The following is an 18,654-nucleotide window of genomic DNA, read 5'->3' as shown; positions in this document are numbered from 1 at the left end:
TCGCGCCCGGGTGTCTTCAAGCAGTGCCGGTGACAACGGCGCGGGGCGTGATATTGACCAGCCTACGTTTCCCGGTTCGCACGGCATGATACAGCGCCTCAGTCGCAAAACGCGGTGTCGATGCATCAAGTTGCCGGTAGGCAAGTAACGGAGAGATGATTTTGTGCGCCTTGCCCAGCGCTTCCAGCGGATCAGGAATCTTCACGGGCTCAATCAAACTCGGATCGAGCCCGGCGACGGATTTGCCTTTGGCTTTCCCAGGAAACCGGCGCGCGATTTCAGATGCCTTGACCTTGGCCACCTTCACTTTGGAGGTGGAATAGCGCACTTTTCGCATCGGCAAGGACAAGGGAGACAGGTCAGGGCGTTTCGAAGTATCATCGACCAGCTTCAACTCGTCGAAAAGGACCACAGCCAGATCGTGTTCCTGCCCGGGGTCAAATTCATGCCCGGACGCGGCGAAGATCTTTTTTCGCAAACTTTTGCGTTCAACGATCTGTTTCTTGGAAAACCGCGCTCTGTCCTCCAGCTCAAGTCGGCCAGACAGGTCCAATTCGAACCCAAGCTCCTCAAGCGCCAACACGGGGTTAATCAGCGCAGCACGAGCAAGCTCTGGGGTGACATTCAAACGGGCAGCAATATCATGCACTGCTGCTTGAACGTCCTGAAACGTAGCCATAGCAGCCTTCCAATTACGAAATAAACGTAACTCTTGAACGCTTGGAACTGATAGATAGATACTTTGGGAGTCTGCCTTCACGATATATTTTTAAAGCGATTCCGTCAATGAGCCGGAGACGCAGCAAGGCTGACCACAACCCGATCGCGTAACGTTATTTGTCGCGTCGCTGGTTTTATCGGACGGGATTATCGTGAATTTTGCGGCCTGAAATACAGGCCCTGACCAACTATCGATAACAGCAGTACGGAACCTTCCCTCGCCATGGCCAGGGGCGGTGGTTTCAAGCAAAACCGCCAATCGTGACGCTCGACGAATTGCCCACGCAATCCGCGGCCCCGCGCCTTCTATCCGTCCACAACACCTCGCGCCCCTCTTCCCCCGGACCACATCACCTGCCATAATGGGGGAAACTCAAAAACAAGAGCAGCACCCATGCCCGACGATCTGTTGACGCCAGAAGCGACCACAACTTATGACGCCTCCTCGATCGAGGTGCTCGAAGGTTTGGAACCGGTCCGCAAGCGACCCGGCATGTATATCGGCGGCACGGATGAGCGCGCTTTGCACCATATGGTGGCCGAGATCCTCGACAACTCGATGGACGAGGCCGTGGCAGGCTATGCCAACCGGATCGAGGTGGAACTGCACGCCGATTACGCCCTGACCGTACGTGACAACGGGCGCGGCATCCCAATCGATCCGCACCCCAAGTTCCCGGACAAATCCGCGCTCGAGGTGATCCTGTGCACATTGCACGCCGGCGGCAAGTTCTCGGGCAAGGCGTATCAGACCTCGGGTGGTCTGCACGGCGTGGGCGCTTCGGTGGTGAACGCGCTGTCGGATTCGATGGTCGTGCAGGTGGCGCGCGACAAGACGCTGTTCGAACAACGGTTCTCGCGCGGTGTTCCGCTGGGCCCTGTGGAAAAGGTCGGCGCCGCCCCCAACCGGCGCGGCACGACCGTAACCTTCCACGCGGATGATGAAATTTTTGGCCACCACCGGTTCAAACCGGCGCGCCTGTTCAAATCGATCCGGTCCAAGGCCTACCTGTTCTCGGGTGTGGAAATCCGTTGGAAATCAGCCATCGACGACGGTGAAACCCCGACCGAGGCCTCGTTCCACTTTCCCGGCGGCCTGTCGGATTACCTGAAAGAGACGATGAACGGCTCGTCCACCTATGCCGAGCAACCTTTTGCGGGCACCGTCGATTTCAACGAGAAATTCGGCACCCCCGGCAAGGTCGAATGGGCTATCAACTGGACACCGTCGCGTGACGGGTTCATCCAGTCCTATTGTAACACCGTTCCCACCCCCGAAGGCGGCACCCATGTGGCCGGTTTCTGGGCCGCGATCCTCAAGGGGATCAAGGCTTATGGCGAGTTGATCAACAACAAGAAGGCCGCCCAGATTACCCGCGACGACCTGCTGACCGGGGGCTGCGCGCTGGTCTCGTGCTTCATCCGCGAACCGGAATTCGTCGGCCAGACCAAAGACCGCCTTGCCACTGTCGAGGCGCAGCGGCTGGTGGAGAACGCGGTACGCGACCATTTCGACAACTGGCTGGCCGCCGATACGAAATCCGCCGGCGCGATCCTCGACTTCCTGATCCTGCGGGCCGAAGAACGCCTGCGCCGACGGGCCGAGAAGGAAACACAACGCAAGTCCGCCACTAAAAAACTTCGTCTTCCCGGCAAGCTGGTGGACTGTTCCAGTTCAACACGCGATGGCACGGAATTATTCATCGTCGAAGGCGATTCCGCGGGCGGTTCGGCCAAGATGGGCCGCGACCGCAAAACGCAGGCCCTGCTGCCCCTGCGCGGCAAGATCCTCAACGTGCTGGGCGCAGCCAGTTCGAAACTGGGCACCAATGCCGAGATCAACGACCTGACGCAGGCGCTGGGCGTTGGGCTGGGCAGCAAGTTCAACCTCGACGACCTGCGCTATGACAAGGTCATCATCATGACCGACGCGGATGTGGACGGCGCGCATATCGCGTCCTTGCTGATGACATTCTTCTTCACCCAGATGCGCCCGATGATTGACGCGGGCCACCTGTACCTGGCCTGCCCGCCTCTGTATCGTCTGACCCAAGGCGCCAAGCGGGTTTACTGTCTGGACGAGGCCGAGCGGGACGAGTGGCTGAAAAAAGGTCTGGGCGGCAAGGGCAAGATCGACGTGTCGCGTTTCAAAGGTCTGGGCGAGATGGACGCCAAGGACCTGAAAGAGACCACGATGGACCCCGCGTCCCGGAAATTGATCCGGGTCACCATCGACGAGGACGAACCCGGCGAAACCGGCGATCTGGTCGAGCGTCTGATGGGCAAAAAACCCGAACTGCGGTTCCAGTACATTCAGGAAAACGCGCGGTTTGTGGAGGAACTGGATGTTTGAGGGTTAAGAGTCTATCGGCGGTTCAGACCTCTTGAGCCAATCGGGCATTTCTCTCAACTTGTTTCTTTCCTCATACCTGCCCTGAAGGGAAAGCTGTTTAGACAGTTCGCGTTTACGTTCCATCTCCTGTTTTCCTTCATAAAGACAACGAAGAAACGTTCTCTCGTCGGAAAGCGGCGGTATTGGATGAGTAATCAACGTTGTATCAAAGTGGTTTCGCGCGATCCATTTGATGATTGTCGCGATACTTTCTAAAGCCTTCTCGACCTTTGCTCTGCTGGCGGGTTCGAGTTGCGCGTTTCCTACACGGTATTCAAAATCCGAATGTGCAATCCGCTTGTCTGACCAGTTTCGAGCAAAGCTCGAAGACTTAAGGCTACTCGAAACAAGTTTGGTAAGTGTCTTTTCACCATCGTCGAAGTACTTTGGCAAAGCACGTATGGAAACAGACTTTGCACTCATTCTTCTACCATGCGGTGGATCAGTTAGCTTTCTCAATCCAAGTAGAACTCTTTCAAAAACGATTGCCTCCAAGGTTTGAGAGGTTGAAGCTGAAATTGACTGAAGCATATCAAAGGTTTCTTTATTGGTCCCCCATAGCGACCGGTACAATCTCCATTCAACACGCAACCTAAAGAAGTCCGTCTTTAAGTGTTCGAAGAGGTTTTCAGCTTCATTTACCATTTAGTTTCTTTCAGAAGTTTTTTCGCAGCTAGCGACCGCAGGGTGGATGTTCGCACCTATCAAATTGCCCGCATCGAGATGGGTGTAAACACCCATCCTACCCGATCAAAATTCTCGCGCCCGGCCCGAGGGTGGGTGCGGAACGCGCCCGCCCATGGGGGCGGGTCGGGCGCGCGCTTGATGCTTTGCATCAAGCATTGGATGGATAGGAAGACGCACCCACACCACACGCGCCCTCAAAAAACCAAAATCTACTGCAATTCAAACCCCTTCGGTTTACAAATCAAACCAAGAACCGGCTTCCCCATGACAAGCTGGCTTGGATTTAACGATTAAGGATTTGCAATGGCCCGCCTTTATGACAGTCGAAAACGTGTTCTCGTAACCGGTGGGGCCGGTTTTTTAGGCTCGCATCTGTGCGACCGGCTTCTGGATCAGGGGCACGAGGTTCTGTGCGTCGACAACCTGTTCACCGGCACCAAGCGCAATATCGACCATCTGCACAACAACCCGCGTTTCGAGTTCATGCGCCACGATGTGACCTTCCCGCTTTTCGTGGAAGTGGACGAGATCTATAACCTCGCCTGCCCGGCCTCGCCCGTGCATTACCAGCACGATCCGGTGCAGACGACCAAGACCAGCGTGCATGGTGCGATCAACATGTTGGGTCTGGCGAAACGGCTGAAATGCAAGATCTTTCAGGCCTCGACCTCCGAGGTCTATGGCGACCCGACCATTCATCCGCAGACCGAAGATTATTGGGGTAACGTCAACCCGGTTGGTCCGCGCTCGTGCTATGACGAGGGCAAGCGCTGCGCCGAGACCTTGTTCTTCGATTACCACCGGCAGATGGGGCTTGAGATCAAGGTGGCCCGCATTTTCAACACCTATGGGCCCAGAATGCACCCCGCCGATGGGCGCGTCGTGTCGAACTTCATCATGCAGGCCCTGACCGGCGAGCCGATCACGATTTTTGGTGACGGTACGCAGACCCGGTCTTTCTGTTACGTGGATGACCTGATCGAAGGGTTCATCCGCCTGATGGAGACCGGCCCAGACGTCACCGGCCCGGTCAATCTGGGCAATCCCAACGAATTCTCGATGAACGAACTGGCCCGCGAAGTGCAGGCCCTTGTGGGGGCCGAGACTCCTGTCAGTTTCAAGGAGTTGCCAGAGGATGACCCGAAACAGCGCCAGCCCGATATCACACTGGCGCGCACCCTGCTAGGCTGGGAACCCAAAGTGCAACTGAAAGAAGGATTGCACGCAACCATCCGGTATTTCCGAGACCTTCAGGCCGAAGTCGAGACCTAGGGCCAAGGCCCGGTTTAAGATCCGGGCACGCCCCCAGCCCCTGTCCTGCCCCGGCGCTTGCAGAACCTTCGCAAGGCACCGCCTTATTCGAAATCTGCCTGATCCAGCAACGTATAGGTGAACTTGTTGCCAAACGCGTCGCGCCCGGCTTCGCATTTCAGCAGAAACTCGGCAAAGTGACGCTGATCGGCGAATACCTGACACCCGGCGGAATAGATCGTATTCGCCGTGTCATCGTCACCGTTGTTTGGCCCCTTGTGCAGATTTATGCCGAACATCCCGCTTTGAGGATTAACAAGGTTCAGGTTTCCATCCCTGTTGTTGTCCCGAAACACGGTAACGTTTCCCAGCCTTTGACACAGCGCCTTGTGGCCTCCGGGCCGGCCTCGTTTATGAATATCGATCTTGTAGCAGGACCGATATTGCCCCGACGCCAGAATGGCCGTCCCATCCGGGTTTATCGGGTTCTTCAGGTAGTGATCGCTGGGATCGGCCGTCATCGGGTAATACGCTATATCCCAAACGCCAAGAAACCGGTGAAACACCGTCATGACATCATCGAATTTCTTGGGTGAAACCGGGTGGGCGCGAATGCCCACTATGTTCAGGTTCCAATCGACAGTTGGGGTGTCGAAAACTACGTAATCCTTTTGGGACATGACATCCATAATCGCTTCCACAGAGGGTCTGAACATCTCTCAATTCTCCTTAAACAATGCGGCCATGTTACCACAGAAGTGACCGACCGTAAAAATCGTCCCCTTGGCTTGTCGCTGAGCGCGTAGGATTTTCGTTGCCTAACCCGTTGATCTCGTTCAAACTTGCTGAAACAAGAAACCATGATTGAGGTCCGGGCGTCCAAACCCTTTTTGATCGACAACAGATTTGCAGGACGAGAGGACGACCTGAAAACACTGACCTATGGGCTGGCCTTTGCTATGCTGGCGACCCAGGCCCCGGCGCAAAAGACGCTCAGCCTGGCATCTCCGATCCCGGACGGAACGGAAACACGGTTTTGCTATTACAAGGGGCTGGCTTTTTCCCCGGATTCCTTCATCGTGATCTCTGGCCACAACACCGTCACAGAAACGATCAACACGCACGAGGAACGCCTGCTGCGATGCGTAAGCAGCGACAAAGGCACCATGCACTGCAAGCCACAATGCACGTTTCAGGTCGGCCGCTAAGCCAGAGGTATCACTGTCGCCCGAGGCTTTTCCGCCGGATCAGACCGTCATTCCGATCAGGGCGACACCCACGGCCATGAGCACCGCGGCACCCAACCGTCGCGCCCAGTTGCCTTCCTTGAGGAATACGAACCCGATCAGTGCGGCAAAGATGACCGAAGTTTCCCGCAGCGCCGAAACCGCGCCCAACGGTGCGAAATTCTTGGCGTACAGCACCAGACCATAAGCTGTCATCGATACCAGCCCGCCAAGAATGCCGATCATCCATACTTTGGCCGGCAGGTCTTTTAAGGTCGCACGTTTCCGAACCCCGACAAACCCGGCAATGAACAGGTGCAGAAACGCCCCCCATGCCCAATAGCTGAGCGTGTTGCCCGACAGCCGAACACCGATCCCGTCAACGACCGAATAGATCGAAATGCAGAACCCGGTGCCCAGCGCAAACATCAGTGCACTGCGCCCAACGCCCGAGCGCAGAGCTTTCCAACTGCTCAGCTGGATGCCCACGGCAATTAGGGCGATACCTGTCCAGGCCTGAAAAGGCAGCACTTCTCCGACCAGGACCATTGCCCAAAGCGAAACCAGCGCCGGGACAATCCCACGGGCGATGGGGTAGACCACACTCAGATCACCGTGCTGATAGGCTTTACCCAGCATGAAATAATAACCGAAATGCACAACGGTCGAGAGCAGGATGTAAATAAAGCTCTCTGGGTTTGGCAGCGGCAGCAGCATCACCATGACCGCCGCAGGCAGCACTTGACCCAGAGCGACCAAACCCAGCATCGTGGTTCGATCAGCCGCTGTCTTCACGATTGCATTCCACACCGCGTGCAGCAAAGCAGCCGAAAGAATAATAAGGACAACGAACAGGGTCATGTCCGGACCTTTCCCGCAGAGGTTTCGCGCCAAAAGGGTCAACTGCCCTATTCACTTGGCGCCATGTCTGCAAAGGGTGGATTGTTGTCAAGCCCGTTTCAGGTCACCTGGGTTGTCATCCAAGTCTCGATCATCGAGGCCGGCCCTTCCCAACCCGGCTCCATGAACAGGAAATGCGCATGGTCTTCGACCAGCAAAAAGGTTCCGCGATCCCCATAGCGCGCTGCCAGTGCGCGGCAGGTATCGGGGTTAACAGCCCTGTCTTCGGCACCCGAGACCACCAGAACCGGGCAGTCAACCTTGTCGAAATCAACCTTGATTGCGTGATGGTCATCAAACATCCAAAAGAACATTTCAAACATCACGCGCCCGCTTTCTGCGCCCAATCGGTCGAATACAGCGTGTTGTTGCGCCTCATCCATCTTGTTCAGAGCAAACGGGGCCATCAAATCGAACCCGACCCGCATCGGCTGCTTCCAGAATGGGCCGCCTTCCATCAAGGTGCGCGGTACAGCGCGTTCATCATCGGTTTCGGGCAAGGTGCCCCAAGGCGCATTGGGATTGATCAAAACGATGGCACTGGCCAAACCACAAGACGCCACTTGCTGTGCCACCACCCCAGCAATGGCATGCCCCAAAATGACAGGTTTGCGATCCAGTCCTTTTACAAAATCGGCGATGTCGTTGGTGTAGTCCATGACACTAGTATCGGTCAGACCCGGGTCGGGGTCCGCTTTCGGATCACCGTCATGGTACCGCAAGGCAGGAACGTGAACCGTCCAACCTCGGTCCCGAAAGAAGTCCGCGTAATCCTGCATACACCAAGGTCCGGCAAATGCTCCGTGGATAAGAACGATTTCTTTGGTCATCGAAGTCCCCCCTGCGCTGTTTCCAGTATGGGGATATGGTAAGACGTTACAACTGCCCGTGATCCCTGTTGCAGGTCGAAGCACAGGTCCTAAGATTGGACCCATGAGTTTTGTGACCGACAATCAATTGCCCCTGCTGATCCTGTTCTTTATCATCGGCTCTATCGGCACTGCCTTTCTGTTTCGCAAACCGGCCGGGCACCGGGCGTGGAAACTGGCTGATCTGGTATGGGTTGTGCTGGGTGGCATCGGGGCATTGGTGGCTGTTTTGGCCGGGCTTTACACCTCGGACAGCTCGCGACTGGACCGACAGATCGACGTAGCCTATGCCGCGACGCTGGCATTTGACAGGGACGCGGCCCGGTTCCGCCTGCGGTTCTGTGATCCGGCCTATGATCCGGATACCGCCGTTTTATGCGAAAAGGTTGAATTCCTTTCTGCTTCGACCGCCAGCAACTCGGAACTACCCCTGTTCATCGCGGTCACGAACGAAGTGGCCCCCCTACAGGGGCTTCACTTCCTGGTTGGGGGTCAGTCCAGGGACGAAATGGACGAAATACGTGACATGGCCGCCAAGGCCGATGCCTTTGACATCGACCAGTTCCTTGTCTTCACTTCACTGGACGAAAGCACACAGACCGCCATTGACAATATGCGTCGCAAGGTTCCCGCGATTGCGGGCGACTATCTGATACTTGCGCAGAGCTACGATGACCTGATCGCGCAGGTCGGGAAGCTGAAAGAAGAATGGGAATACCTACAGGACAATGCTCATATTCTTGTTCTGCAAATCGTGGCCCTATGCCTTGTCAGTTTTGCGGCACCGTTTCGGCTGGGGAAATCCGTGGTCGAGCTGCGCACCACGCTCAGCGACGATACGTCTGCGCCAAAACTTGCGGGTCAGCCCCAAGAAAGTAACGCAGAAGAGTCCACAGGTTCCGAGCTCCGCGCCGAATCCACCCCGCCCGCTCATACCGCTCCGCACTCGTAAAGGCGCGTGTGTTCAGAACAGTTACCTTTGGCAACGCGCGCACCAAAGCCACATCTTCCATCAACGGCTGGTCGGGAAACCCGCCTGCCGCTTGATAGGTGTGACGCGGAACCAGCAACCCCTGATCTCCGTAGGGCAATCCCAGCATCCTGCTGCGCAGATTGGCCCAGCCAGCCACCCAGGCCGGCGCGATCCCGCGCGCGCGGAACGCCAGCTGAAACGCGGCAGGTTTGGTTGACGGCAAGTGGGCGCTGACGGTCTCGCTCCACCCCTTTTGCAGCACTGTATCGGCATGAAGAATCAGCAGCCAATCCCCTTTGGCCTGCGCGCACCCTCGGCGCAACTGGCCGCCTCGGGATGGCGGGCCGGTCACGACCATCGCACCGGCCTCTTCCGCAATATCCGGCGTGTGATCGGTTGAGCAGGCATCGCTGATGATCAATTCCCGGATCAACCCGGCACGCACCCCTTCCATCAAAGCCCCGAGACATTCGGGCAAAGCGTCGGCAGCGTTGAGGGTCGGGATCACGACGGTAATAGGCGCGGGCACGTCTGATAACCTCTGGTCTTGGCATCGGAACTTCCTATATCACGAGGCCTGAGGAAATGACGAGGACCAAGCCATGCCCACCCGCCGCATTCTGCGCCTGTCCGGCTCGGATACCGAAAGCTTTTTGCAGGATCTGATCACCAACGACATTAAGGGGTTGGACAACGGGCTGGTCTACGCCGCTTTGCTTACTCCGCAGGGAAAGTACCTGGCGGATTTCTTCCTGAAACGAGATGACGACGGAGTTCTTCTGGATGTGGCCGAACACCTTGCGGATGATCTGGTCAAACGTCTGACGATGTACAAGCTGCGTGCGGATGTGACGATCGAGGGAACCGATCTGAACCTGCAACGCGGCACCAAGGCTGCGCCGGAAACCGCCCTGCCCGATCCCCGCCACCCGGAGATGGGCTGGCGCAACTACTCCCCAGAACCCGAGGGCGATGACGGAACCGACTGGGATGCACTGCGCGTCCGGCACTGCATTCCCGAGTCAGGCATTGAACTGACCCCGGACAGTTACATCCTGGAATCCGGGTTCGAAGCGCTGAATGGCGTGGATTTCAAAAAAGGATGTTATGTCGGGCAGGAAGTGACCGCGCGCATGAAGCACAAAACCGAATTGCGCAAAGGTCTGCGACGCGTCGTTGTCCAGGGCTCGGCCCCGGTGAGGACCGAGATCAGTGCAAATGGCAAACCTGTCGGAACATTGTACACACAGGCCGGCGGAAACGGGATCGCGTATCTGCGATTTGATCGCGCAGGCCCTGAGATGCAGGCCGCAGACGCCACGGTGCGGCTGGAGGACTGAGCCCACCTTGTTGCCAAATCGGCACGACCCGCGCATCAGCTTGTATCGAAAAGTTTGAACCCGTTGTCCTGCACTGCCAAAGTGCAGGCAAACAGGATGAACCGGATACCCGCATGTTTCGACTTTATTCCGCGATCTGGCGCGCCAGTGCGGGGCGGCAGATCATCCTCATCATGCTGTCCGTCGCAATTGCGGGCCTTGCCGCCGTGCCGCTTGAGTTTCAGCGCGACATCGTCAACCACCTGACATCCGACGATGTCGGGACTGAAAAACTGATCCAGCTGGGCATCGGCATGATGGCCGTCATCCTGCTGAGCCTCGCCCTGAAATGGGTACTAAGCTATCGCGCCGGAACCTTGGGCGAAGACATGATCCGGCTGATCCGCCAACGCCTGCTTTGGCGTTCGACCGACCTGAAGGATTCAGACGAAGGCCTGCGCAAAGGCACCATGACCACCGCCATTTCGGCCGAAGCCGAAGAGTTGGGCAAGTTTGCCGGTGGAGCTTTTTCGGATCCGGTCGTTCAGATTGGAACGCTGATCAGTGTGATCGGCTATATCTCGTCCACGCAACCAGGTCTGGGGTTGATTGCGTTGTCAATGATCGTACCGCAAATCATCATCGTTCTGGTCTCGCAGCGCAAAGTGAACACTTTCGTGGCGGAACGGGTTCGCATTCTGCGCGGTGCCACCGACCGGCTGACGACCGAGGATATCGAAGCCGTCGAGCGGGATATCAACACCATGTTTGATGACATTTACGACACGCGGCGGCGGATGTTCCTATGGAAACTGTCGGCAAAGTTCCTGCTGAGCGTGATCAACGGGGCCGGCACCGTCGGTATCCTGATGCTGGGGGGATATCTGGTCTTGCAGGGCAAAACGGATGTGGGCACCGTGGTGGCCGCCACCAGTGGGCTCAGCCGCATTCAAGGACCCACTGCCTTTTTGATCGCATTCTATCGTCAGGTCAGTGCCAATCGCATCAAGTATGAACTGATGCTGGAATTGTTTGGCCCCGACCCAACACGGTATCGTTATCGCCCTAACGCATAAAAAAGACCGCGCGGCGAATGCCTGCCCGGTCTCTTATAAAAAGTGACGAAACGTCACGCGCGTTCGGAATATTCCATCGTTTCCGTGTTCACGACGATCATTTCGTCCTGGCCGATGAAGGGGGGAACCATGACTTTCACGCCATTGTCCAGCAGCGCGGGCTTGAACGAGTTTGCCGCCGTCTGGCCCTTTACGACCGGTTCGGTCTCGACGATCTTGCAGGTCACTTTCTGCGGCAGCGTCGCGTTCAGCGCCTCGCTTTCGTAGAATTCGACAACAATGGTCATGCCATCTTGCAGAAACGGACGACGGTCACCCAGCAATTCTGCTGGTAATTCAATCTGTTCGTAGGTTTCTGAATCCATGAACACCAGCATCCCGTCGGATTCGTACAGGAATTGCTGATCCTTCTGCTCCAGACGCACGCGTTCGACCTTGTCCGCCGAGCGGAAGCGTTCGTTCAATTTCGAGCCATTGCGCAGGTTGCGCAGTTCCACCTGTGCAAAAGCCCCACCTTTGCCCGGCTTTACATGGTCAACTTTGACCGCTGCCCACAGGCCACCGTTATGCTCAAGCACATTGCCGGGGCGAATTTCGTTCCCATTTATCTTGGGCATTACATAAATCCTTCACATACGGTTGATGCATCAGTTGCGGTCCCTATATCTGGCGGGAACACACCTGACAAGACAACGACACCTAGTGCTGCAGGTGCAGCAAGCCATGCAAGTGACGCAACGCAACTATGCATTTTAGCTGTATCCGAATCGCACCTAATCGGTCATAAGGACCCTCACGCCGAAAATGCAAGAGCAAGAACAACAAGGAAGACGAGATGAGAGATTTCGTTGACGGCACTGCCTTTAACAATGAGCAAGGCAATCGTGCGCGCAAACTTTTCGCGGCCGTTGTCCTGGCTGCGCTTGATGATGCTATCGCCGATGACAAGAAATACGGCAATGGCCCCGAACAAATCGCCCGCTGGGCGCGTTCGCGCGATGGGCGCGAAGTTCTGTCCTGCGCAGGCATTGACCCGAACGAACGGGTCGTCAGCGGATTGATGGAATTCGTTGGACGCGGCGTCCGTACCTCGGTCGCCCTGTCGCGGGAAGAAAGCGAACGCCGCAACGCTGCACAGCAGGCCGAAGCTGCCTGAACCAAGGTAGATTTGGATTGAACAAACGCGCTCTGCCTATCAGAGCGCGTTTTTCTATGCCTGATCGACAGGCATGAAGCCAATGGCTCAAAAGAACAACAGCCATTGCCGAACCACCCAGAATTCAGCCGCCAGCATGGTTGCGAACAGGGCTTTGCCCCAAACCGGCAATCCACGCTGCCAAAGCAGAACATATGCGGCCAGACAGACAAGGGCTGACACCGGAGCCACCCACAAAGCATGATGGTCGCTGTCCCAATAGCTGACAGGGCTTTGGAACACCCAGTCGCTGATGGGCCAGAACTGTGGCCGTCCGTCGCCCGCATGAAGCAGGAAATCTGTCGCAAGATGCAACAGACCCGCCGCTGCACCGACAGCCAGAACATGCCAACCTCTCCAGACTGCCAGCAGGAATGCCAGCCCCCATAGGATAAAGGAATTGTCTATGGCGAATACGGTCTGCCACGCCGGGGAAAAGTAAAGCTGCCCGAAGACCACCTGCTCGGGGATGCTCAGAACAAACAGGGATACGCCCGCCATCACGTATAGGGACAGATCCGGCAATAACGCTCCCAGCAGCGCAGCCCAGAGGACAGGCCCTTGCGGCGGCCGGGCGAACACGGCAGCCCCGATCAAAAGATGCGCAGGCGTATTCATCCGGGGCTTTCCCTTTCGGCTCAAATCAGATCATCTGCGCCCAGACTTATAGGAGACAAGGCATGGTTCGCGCCATCATGATTCAAGGGACCGGCAGCAATGTCGGAAAATCGGTTCTGGTGGCCGGGCTGGCGCGCGCCTACACGCGCCGGGGCCTTCGGGTCGCGCCGTTCAAACCGCAAAACATGTCGAACAATGCAGCCGTCACTGAAAACGGTGGCGAAATTGGCCGCGCACAAGCCCTTCAGGCCCGTGCGGCAAAGCGGGAAACGCACACGGACATGAACCCTATTCTGCTCAAACCCGAGACGGATACCGGCGCGCAGATTATCGTTCAGGGGCAGCGCGCTGGCACGATGAAGGCCGGTGACTATCGCAAGGACAAATCCAAGCTGCTGGGCGCAGCGCTGGAAAGCTTTGACAGGCTTTGCGCCGACGCTGATCTGGTTCTGATCGAGGGCGCTGGCAGCCCGGCTGAGACCAACCTGCGCAAAGGTGACATCGCCAATATGGGATTTGCCCGTGCAGCGGACATCCCTGTTGTACTGGTCGGGGACATTCATCGTGGCGGAGTGATTGCGCAGATCGTCGGTACTCAGGCCGTTCTGGACGAAGGCGACGTGGCGCAGATCAGGGGTTTTGCCATCAACCGCTTCAAGGGCGACGTGTCCCTGTTTGACGAAGGCCGTGATGACATCTCGGCCCGAACAGGCTGGCCCTGCCTTGGGGTCGTGCCCTGGTTTCACGACGCCTGGAAACTGCCGGCCGAAGACATGATGGACATCCGTTCCCATACCGGCGGCGTGTGCAAGGTCGTTGTGCCCCAACTGGAGCGTATGGCCAATTTCGACGATCTCGATCCGTTGTCCGCCGAGCCCGGCGTGAGCGTCGAGGTCATTCCAGGCGGACGTCCCCTGCCCGGCGATGCGGATCTGGTTCTGCTTCCCGGCAGCAAGTCCACGATCGGAGATCTGAGCTATTTTCGTGCACAGGGCTGGGATATCGACCTGTATGCACATGTTCGCCGCGGTGGACATGTCCTTGGGTTGTGCGGCGGCTATCAGATGTTGGGCAAGACCATTTCCGATCCTGATGGCGTGGACGGCCGGCCGGGCAAAGTTGATGGATTGGGGTTGCTGAACGTCGATACCGTAATGGGCGGGCAGAAACAGGTCATCCTGCGTTCCGCCCATGCCCTGCCAGACCGAGAACCGGTCAGCGGATACGAAATCCACATGGGCCATACCGACGGCCCGGACCGCGCCCGCGCATGGCTTGAGGTCGAAGGCAGACCAGAAGGCGCCGCCAGCAGCAACGGTCGGGTCAAGGGCAGCTATCTGCATGGAATTTTCTCGTCAGACGCATTTCGTGCCCGTTATTTGTCAACGCTGGGCGTGACGTCGGACATTGCCTACGAAGACGGTGTAGAGCAGGCGCTGGATGATCTGGCCGATCATCTGGAGCGCCACATGAATCTTGACCGGATGCTGAGCCTGGCCCAGCCACCACAGCGCGGTTGAATCTTATCCCAGATCTTTCGCGGCGAGCGCGCGCGCGATTTCCCGCCGCACCATTTTGCGCACGTTTCGCGTGATCCGCTCGCCCATCGCGCCTTGCAACTCCTGGCGGACAACTTCCGCGATCAGCTCACGCAATGTTTCTTCATCCAAATCCGTTGCCGAAACGTTTTCAACGACTTCAGTGGCACGATCGGATTCAGCCGGTCGTCCCGCCCGGATGAACTCTGCGTTTTGTACCGAAGCGGACTCGGGCTGCGGATCGTCCGTATCTTCCTGATCAGTCAGAACGACGGTCCTTGCGGCCGCAAACTCCTCTTCGACGTTCCACGGCAGGGAATGCGTTGGTGTGCCGGAATAGGCGTCTGCGCTGTCGCCATCCGGCTCCCATTGATCCTCGGTTTGCGCAATCGCCGCTTCCAGCGCTTCGATCTTGGCACTCAGACTGATCGCGGGATCATCGGTTGAACCGGTTGCCGCGGAATGTCCCTCGGTCGCGTCATCCGCAGTGTTGGCAGGATCACCTGCCCTGACGATGTCGCAGGCACGCAGCAGCATCGGCTTGGCCGAGTCGGCAACATCAGCAGACGGCTTGGCGGGCATGATCTCGGGCTGAGCGGGTTTGCTGATGCGCAGCGCGTCCGTCAGCACCAAACGCCCCGGCTTTCGCGTAGCACCCTGTTGATCCGAAGAGGATTTACCGCGACTGTCTTCACTGACCAGACGTTTGACCGAAGACAGAACGTCTTCGATCCCTGCTTTCACGACATTATCAGACATTGTTCTCTACCGCTCTATCGTTGGATCGAGTGTAGCCAAACAATCCGAGCCCTACAACAAATAGTATTGCCGGTTAGTCCCGACGCAACGCTTTGAGGACTCGATCCAGATCCTTGCTCTGTTTGCTGACACGCGCGGGGGCTTTCTTGACCAGATTATAGTACAAAGTCGGGTCATAGATCTGAACCGCCAGGCCAAGACGTTCCGCCGTCAAAAGGCCCTGCGCCTGCAACAGCTGATACGCTGCGCGGGATCGTTCCGTTCGCGACGCCACTTCGGCCAGCTGCGCGTCCAGCAAATCCTGCTGAGCATTCAGAACGTCCAAAGTGGTCCGGGCACCCAAGGTCGCTTCTTCCCTGATGCCATCAAATGCAACCTGTGATGCGCGAACCCGTTCCGTCGACGCCCTGAGGCTGGCACTGGCTGCCTGGAACGCTGCATACCGGTCCGTAACGCCCTGTGTGATATTCTTTTGAACGTTCAGAAGATTCGCACGAGACGCATCCCGGTTTGCCATAGCGCGCCGCACGTTCGCGGCCAACCGGCCACCGGCGTAGATCGGCTGTGTAAAGTCCAGCGACACGGTCGCGTCATTCACATAGTCGTTGTTGTCATAGCTTTCACGCACACCCGCATCCGCATTCAAACTGACATTCGGCCCAAGGTTGGCCCGCTGCTGCTGTACAATCAGATCAAAAGCGCGGACCTGATGCTGCGCCGACAGAATCGCCGGGTGGTTGCGTTGCGCGAGGCTGATCGCTTCTGCCTCGCTCCGTGGAAGATTGGGCAGGCTGGGTTGACCGGCCGTCCTCCCTGGCGCCTTGCCGACCGCATTGACATACTCAGCCTGCGCGATGCTCAGTTCACCACGAGCGACAGCCAGATCAGCTTGAGAACTTGCCAACTGCGCTTCGGAAAGCGCCACGTCCGTGCGCGTCACTTCGCCAACCTCGAAACGATCATTCGATGCGCGAAGCTCTTCCGCCGAAACATCCACGTTGTTCTGGCGAATTGCGACTGTCTCTTCCTGAAGCAGCACGCCCAGGTAAGCATTTGCAGCGCGGATAAGCACCTGTTGCTCAATGTCGATCAGGGTTTGCCTGGTCGACAGAACCGTTTCCTGCGCCGATTGTTTGCCCAGAACCGAGGCGCCACCATCATACAGAAGCTGGGAAAGCCTCAGCCCGGTGAAAAACCGGGACGGCTCGGTCGTTGTGACCACATTGTTGGTCCGAGACCGGGTATAATCTTGGCTGACCTGTACAGTCCAGTTGATGATTGGCCGCAATGCGGAAAGCGCGATTGCCACGTCTTCATCTGCCGCGCGCAGCAGCGCCCGGTTCTGCTCCAGCAAGCCACTTGTATTATACGCGCCGATGAAGGCGTCTGTTATGTTGTCAGCCCACGCCGGACGCCCTGGCATAACGCTGATGGCAAGTCCTGCGGTCACTGCGAATGCCCTGACCAGCTTGCCTGTCGCTGAACCACGCATACCGAAATCCTCTCAAACGAAATTACACTGCCCTGAAGGCAGTTTGCGGTCTTCTTTTCAACTAATCAAGGCGCCAGCAGAATCTATCGGCGAACTATAGCGAAAATGCACACTCCGCCGAAAAGCTCTCTAGTATCGGCGCACTGGCGTTGAACGCATCCCGCCAGCTGACCCGGCCTCCGGTCTTTCGACCGATCCGCACAGTTCCAAGATTGCCTTCAACAAACAGGCATGCAATCCGGCCATGTTCCTTGAGCTGATCCAACAGCGCGTCGGGAATCCGTTCAACACCGCCCTGCACCATGATCGCATCGTAAGGACCGTGCTCAGCCGCACCCTGCTCCAAAGGACCGACGTGGATAATGGCATTGTCCACATCAGCCTCAGCCAACAGGCTTTGCGCCTCGGACGCCAGCGAGTCGTCGCTTTCCACACCAACAACCAACTGGGCCATACGCGCGGCAACCGCAGTGGAATACCCCGTCGCCGGAGCGATATCGAGGATCATCTCGTCGTTCGAAATGTTGAGCGCATCCAGCATTTTAGCAAGGGTTCTCGACTCGAGCATGCAGCGCCCGTTGCCCAGATCGATCACACTGTCGGCATAGGCGGCCTCACGCTGTGCGTCAGGCACGAAGTTTTCGCGCGGGACGTTCAACATCGCCTCAATGATCGGGAACTTAGTAACATCCGAAGGCCGGATTTGCGTATCAACCATAGTGCGGCGCCGGGCAGCGAAATCTGTCATAGGATCTCTCGAGTCATTCCCAAAGTTACCCGGCTTTTGCCACATCCTGAAACGCCCAGCAACGGCCCTGTTGACGCAACCCCCTTGCACCTGTGCGTTTGCGGTTGCGGGCTTCGGCAAATTTCAATCTGGTCGTCAAAAATGCGCGCAATCCTCTGGACGCCCCTTGGGAAAGCTGCTAAAACCCCACGCACACCACGGCAAGTATTTGATTTTACTTGAAAAGGCGAGTTGGCGGAGTGGTGACGCAGCGGATTGCAAATCCGTGTACACCGGTTCGATTCCGGTACTCGCCTCCACTACCTCCAACGACTTGAGATACTTTTTCCCTCCTCGAGGTTCAATATCCAACCAACTATTGGATTTTTCATCCAACCAACTATTGGATTTTTCGTGTTGCGATCTTGTTCTGTTCCATCCGACTGCGAGCATTCTGGGCATATGCCGCCAGCTTGCGTTCAGGCAACACCCCGCCGTACTTCCTTGGCATCTTCACCTCGAAATGATCAGAATTGGTGACCTGAATTATTTGTCCGGCCCGTTTAGGTGTAAACCATTCTTGTGGGCAGTTTGCGATCAGGGACGGCCAAGCCGGCCCTTTGCCCGGTTCAGGCGGCGGCAGAATGGTACTGCAAACAAAGCTGTCGGATTGTCTGTTGTTCGTGGCTGGAATTGACTTGCCATTACCTGTGCTGCTTCGACCTTGTTGGAACGGCATCGCGCCGGTACGAAACGTGCTGGTTTCTTCATGCAATTTGGTCAATCCTTCTTTCTGACGTGTTCGTCAAACGGGGTTCCCGAAAGCATTGCTCCCACAGCAACCATTGAGCAACATTATGTCTCAACATCGCCGAAAAACGAAACTTCATGACAAGTCGGGAGGGATGAACT

At 57.0% G+C, this 18,654-nt stretch carries 19 protein-coding genes, 1 tRNA gene and 1 pseudogene; 9 read left to right on the top strand and 12 right to left on the bottom strand.

The features are described from left to right. Positions 1-16: 16 nt before the first annotated feature. Positions 17-760: a hypothetical protein gene (locus I9185_RS00860; RefSeq protein WP_209547237.1), complete on the bottom strand. Its 744-nt coding sequence runs from the start codon at positions 758-760 to the stop codon at positions 17-19. A 354-nt stretch (positions 761-1,114) separates the two neighbouring features. Here I9185_RS00860 and parE point away from each other — a divergent pair, with 354 nt between their 5' ends. Beyond that, positions 1,115-3,073: a DNA topoisomerase IV subunit B gene (parE, locus tag I9185_RS00855; protein ID WP_209547234.1), complete on the top strand. Its 1,959-nt coding sequence runs from the start codon at positions 1,115-1,117 to the stop codon at positions 3,071-3,073. A 3-nt stretch (positions 3,074-3,076) separates the two neighbouring features. Here the strand turns inward: parE and I9185_RS00850 are convergent, their stop codons facing one another. Beyond that, positions 3,077-3,757: a hypothetical protein gene (locus I9185_RS00850; RefSeq protein WP_209547231.1), complete on the bottom strand. Its 681-nt coding sequence runs from the start codon at positions 3,755-3,757 to the stop codon at positions 3,077-3,079. A 345-nt stretch (positions 3,758-4,102) separates the two neighbouring features. Between I9185_RS00850 and I9185_RS00845 the strand changes: the two genes are divergently transcribed. After that, positions 4,103-5,071, top strand: coding sequence for a UDP-glucuronic acid decarboxylase family protein (locus I9185_RS00845; RefSeq protein ID WP_209547229.1), 969 nt, complete (start codon positions 4,103-4,105; stop codon positions 5,069-5,071). 83 nt (positions 5,072-5,154) lie between these two features. Here the strand turns inward: I9185_RS00845 and I9185_RS00840 are convergent, their stop codons facing one another. Next, positions 5,155-5,766 (bottom strand): hypothetical protein, encoded by a 612-nt coding sequence (locus I9185_RS00840; protein WP_171633575.1) that lies wholly within the window; start codon positions 5,764-5,766, stop codon positions 5,155-5,157. A gap of 144 nt (positions 5,767-5,910) precedes the next feature. Here I9185_RS00840 and I9185_RS00835 point away from each other — a divergent pair, with 144 nt between their 5' ends. After that, positions 5,911-6,258: a hypothetical protein gene (locus I9185_RS00835; RefSeq protein WP_209547226.1), complete on the top strand. Its 348-nt coding sequence runs from the start codon at positions 5,911-5,913 to the stop codon at positions 6,256-6,258. 39 nt (positions 6,259-6,297) lie between these two features. Here the strand turns inward: I9185_RS00835 and I9185_RS00830 are convergent, their stop codons facing one another. Together I9185_RS00830 and I9185_RS00825 are read right to left on the bottom strand one after the other, a co-directional pair. Then, positions 6,298-7,137 (bottom strand): DMT family transporter, encoded by an 840-nt coding sequence (locus tag I9185_RS00830; protein WP_171633580.1) that lies wholly within the window; start codon positions 7,135-7,137, stop codon positions 6,298-6,300. A gap of 98 nt (positions 7,138-7,235) precedes the next feature. Next, a complete protein-coding gene (locus tag I9185_RS00825; protein WP_209547222.1) occupies positions 7,236-8,006 on the bottom strand; it encodes an alpha/beta hydrolase in 771 nt (256 codons plus the stop codon). 103 nt (positions 8,007-8,109) lie between these two features. Between I9185_RS00825 and I9185_RS00820 the strand changes: the two are divergent. Further along, a pseudogene (locus tag I9185_RS00820) lies at positions 8,110-8,865 on the top strand (hypothetical protein); the annotation flags it as partial. 7 nt (positions 8,866-8,872) lie between these two features. Here the strand turns inward: I9185_RS00820 and I9185_RS00815 are convergent. Further along, a complete protein-coding gene (locus I9185_RS00815; RefSeq protein WP_209547219.1) occupies positions 8,873-9,547 on the bottom strand; it encodes a TIGR04283 family arsenosugar biosynthesis glycosyltransferase in 675 nt (224 codons plus the stop codon). Between the two features lie 73 nt (positions 9,548-9,620). Between I9185_RS00815 and I9185_RS00810 the strand changes: the two genes are divergently transcribed. Together I9185_RS00810 and I9185_RS00805 are read left to right on the top strand one after the other, a co-directional pair. Continuing rightward, complete coding sequence (locus I9185_RS00810) at positions 9,621-10,358, top strand: folate-binding protein YgfZ (protein ID WP_171633587.1); 738 nt, start codon at positions 9,621-9,623, stop codon at positions 10,356-10,358. Positions 10,359-10,471: 113 nt separating this feature from the next. After that, a complete protein-coding gene (locus tag I9185_RS00805) occupies positions 10,472-11,413 on the top strand; it encodes an ABC transporter transmembrane domain-containing protein (RefSeq protein WP_171633590.1) in 942 nt (313 codons plus the stop codon). 53 nt (positions 11,414-11,466) lie between these two features. Here the strand turns inward: I9185_RS00805 and efp are convergent, their stop codons facing one another. Continuing rightward, complete coding sequence (gene efp, locus I9185_RS00800) at positions 11,467-12,030, bottom strand: elongation factor P (RefSeq protein ID WP_170346480.1); 564 nt, start codon at positions 12,028-12,030, stop codon at positions 11,467-11,469. Between the two features lie 218 nt (positions 12,031-12,248). Here efp and I9185_RS00795 point away from each other — a divergent pair, with 218 nt between their 5' ends. After that, positions 12,249-12,569, top strand: coding sequence for a DUF6280 family protein (locus I9185_RS00795; RefSeq protein WP_037310273.1), 321 nt, complete (start codon positions 12,249-12,251; stop codon positions 12,567-12,569). An 87-nt stretch (positions 12,570-12,656) separates the two neighbouring features. Here the strand turns inward: I9185_RS00795 and I9185_RS00790 are convergent, their stop codons facing one another. Then, the gene (locus I9185_RS00790; RefSeq protein WP_209547216.1) at positions 12,657-13,226 is read right to left on the bottom strand and encodes a cobalamin biosynthesis protein CobQ; all 570 of its coding nucleotides are present in this window, start codon (positions 13,224-13,226) and stop codon (positions 12,657-12,659) included. Between the two features lie 62 nt (positions 13,227-13,288). On the opposite strand from I9185_RS00790, the gene I9185_RS00785 reads away from it, so the two are divergent. Further along, positions 13,289-14,746, top strand: coding sequence for a cobyric acid synthase (locus I9185_RS00785; protein ID WP_209547213.1), 1,458 nt, complete (start codon positions 13,289-13,291; stop codon positions 14,744-14,746). A 3-nt stretch (positions 14,747-14,749) separates the two neighbouring features. On the opposite strand, the gene I9185_RS00780 is transcribed toward I9185_RS00785, so the two are convergent. From I9185_RS00780 to I9185_RS00770, 3 genes are all read right to left on the bottom strand, one after another. After that, positions 14,750-15,523: a hypothetical protein gene (locus tag I9185_RS00780; RefSeq protein WP_171723578.1), complete on the bottom strand. Its 774-nt coding sequence runs from the start codon at positions 15,521-15,523 to the stop codon at positions 14,750-14,752. 73 nt (positions 15,524-15,596) lie between these two features. Beyond that, a complete protein-coding gene (locus I9185_RS00775) occupies positions 15,597-17,015 on the bottom strand; it encodes a TolC family outer membrane protein (protein WP_171633600.1) in 1,419 nt (472 codons plus the stop codon). Between the two features lie 94 nt (positions 17,016-17,109). After that, positions 17,110-17,763 (bottom strand): protein-L-isoaspartate O-methyltransferase, encoded by a 654-nt coding sequence (locus I9185_RS00770; RefSeq protein WP_209547210.1) that lies wholly within the window; start codon positions 17,761-17,763, stop codon positions 17,110-17,112. A gap of 225 nt (positions 17,764-17,988) precedes the next feature. On the opposite strand from I9185_RS00770, the gene I9185_RS00765 reads away from it, so the two are divergent. Beyond that, a tRNA-Cys gene (locus tag I9185_RS00765) sits at positions 17,989-18,062 on the top strand. A gap of 80 nt (positions 18,063-18,142) precedes the next feature. Here the strand turns inward: I9185_RS00765 and I9185_RS00760 are convergent. Next, complete coding sequence (locus tag I9185_RS00760; protein ID WP_209547207.1) at positions 18,143-18,526, bottom strand: hypothetical protein; 384 nt, start codon at positions 18,524-18,526, stop codon at positions 18,143-18,145. Positions 18,527-18,654 lie beyond the last annotated feature (128 nt).

It is taken from the genome of Ruegeria sp. HKCCSP346 (assembly GCF_017872595.1).
Classification (GTDB): Bacteria; Pseudomonadota; Alphaproteobacteria; order Rhodobacterales; family Rhodobacteraceae; genus Ruegeria.
Note: the sequence above shows the minus strand (reverse complement) of the source record. Positions and strands in the feature narration are given on the sequence as shown.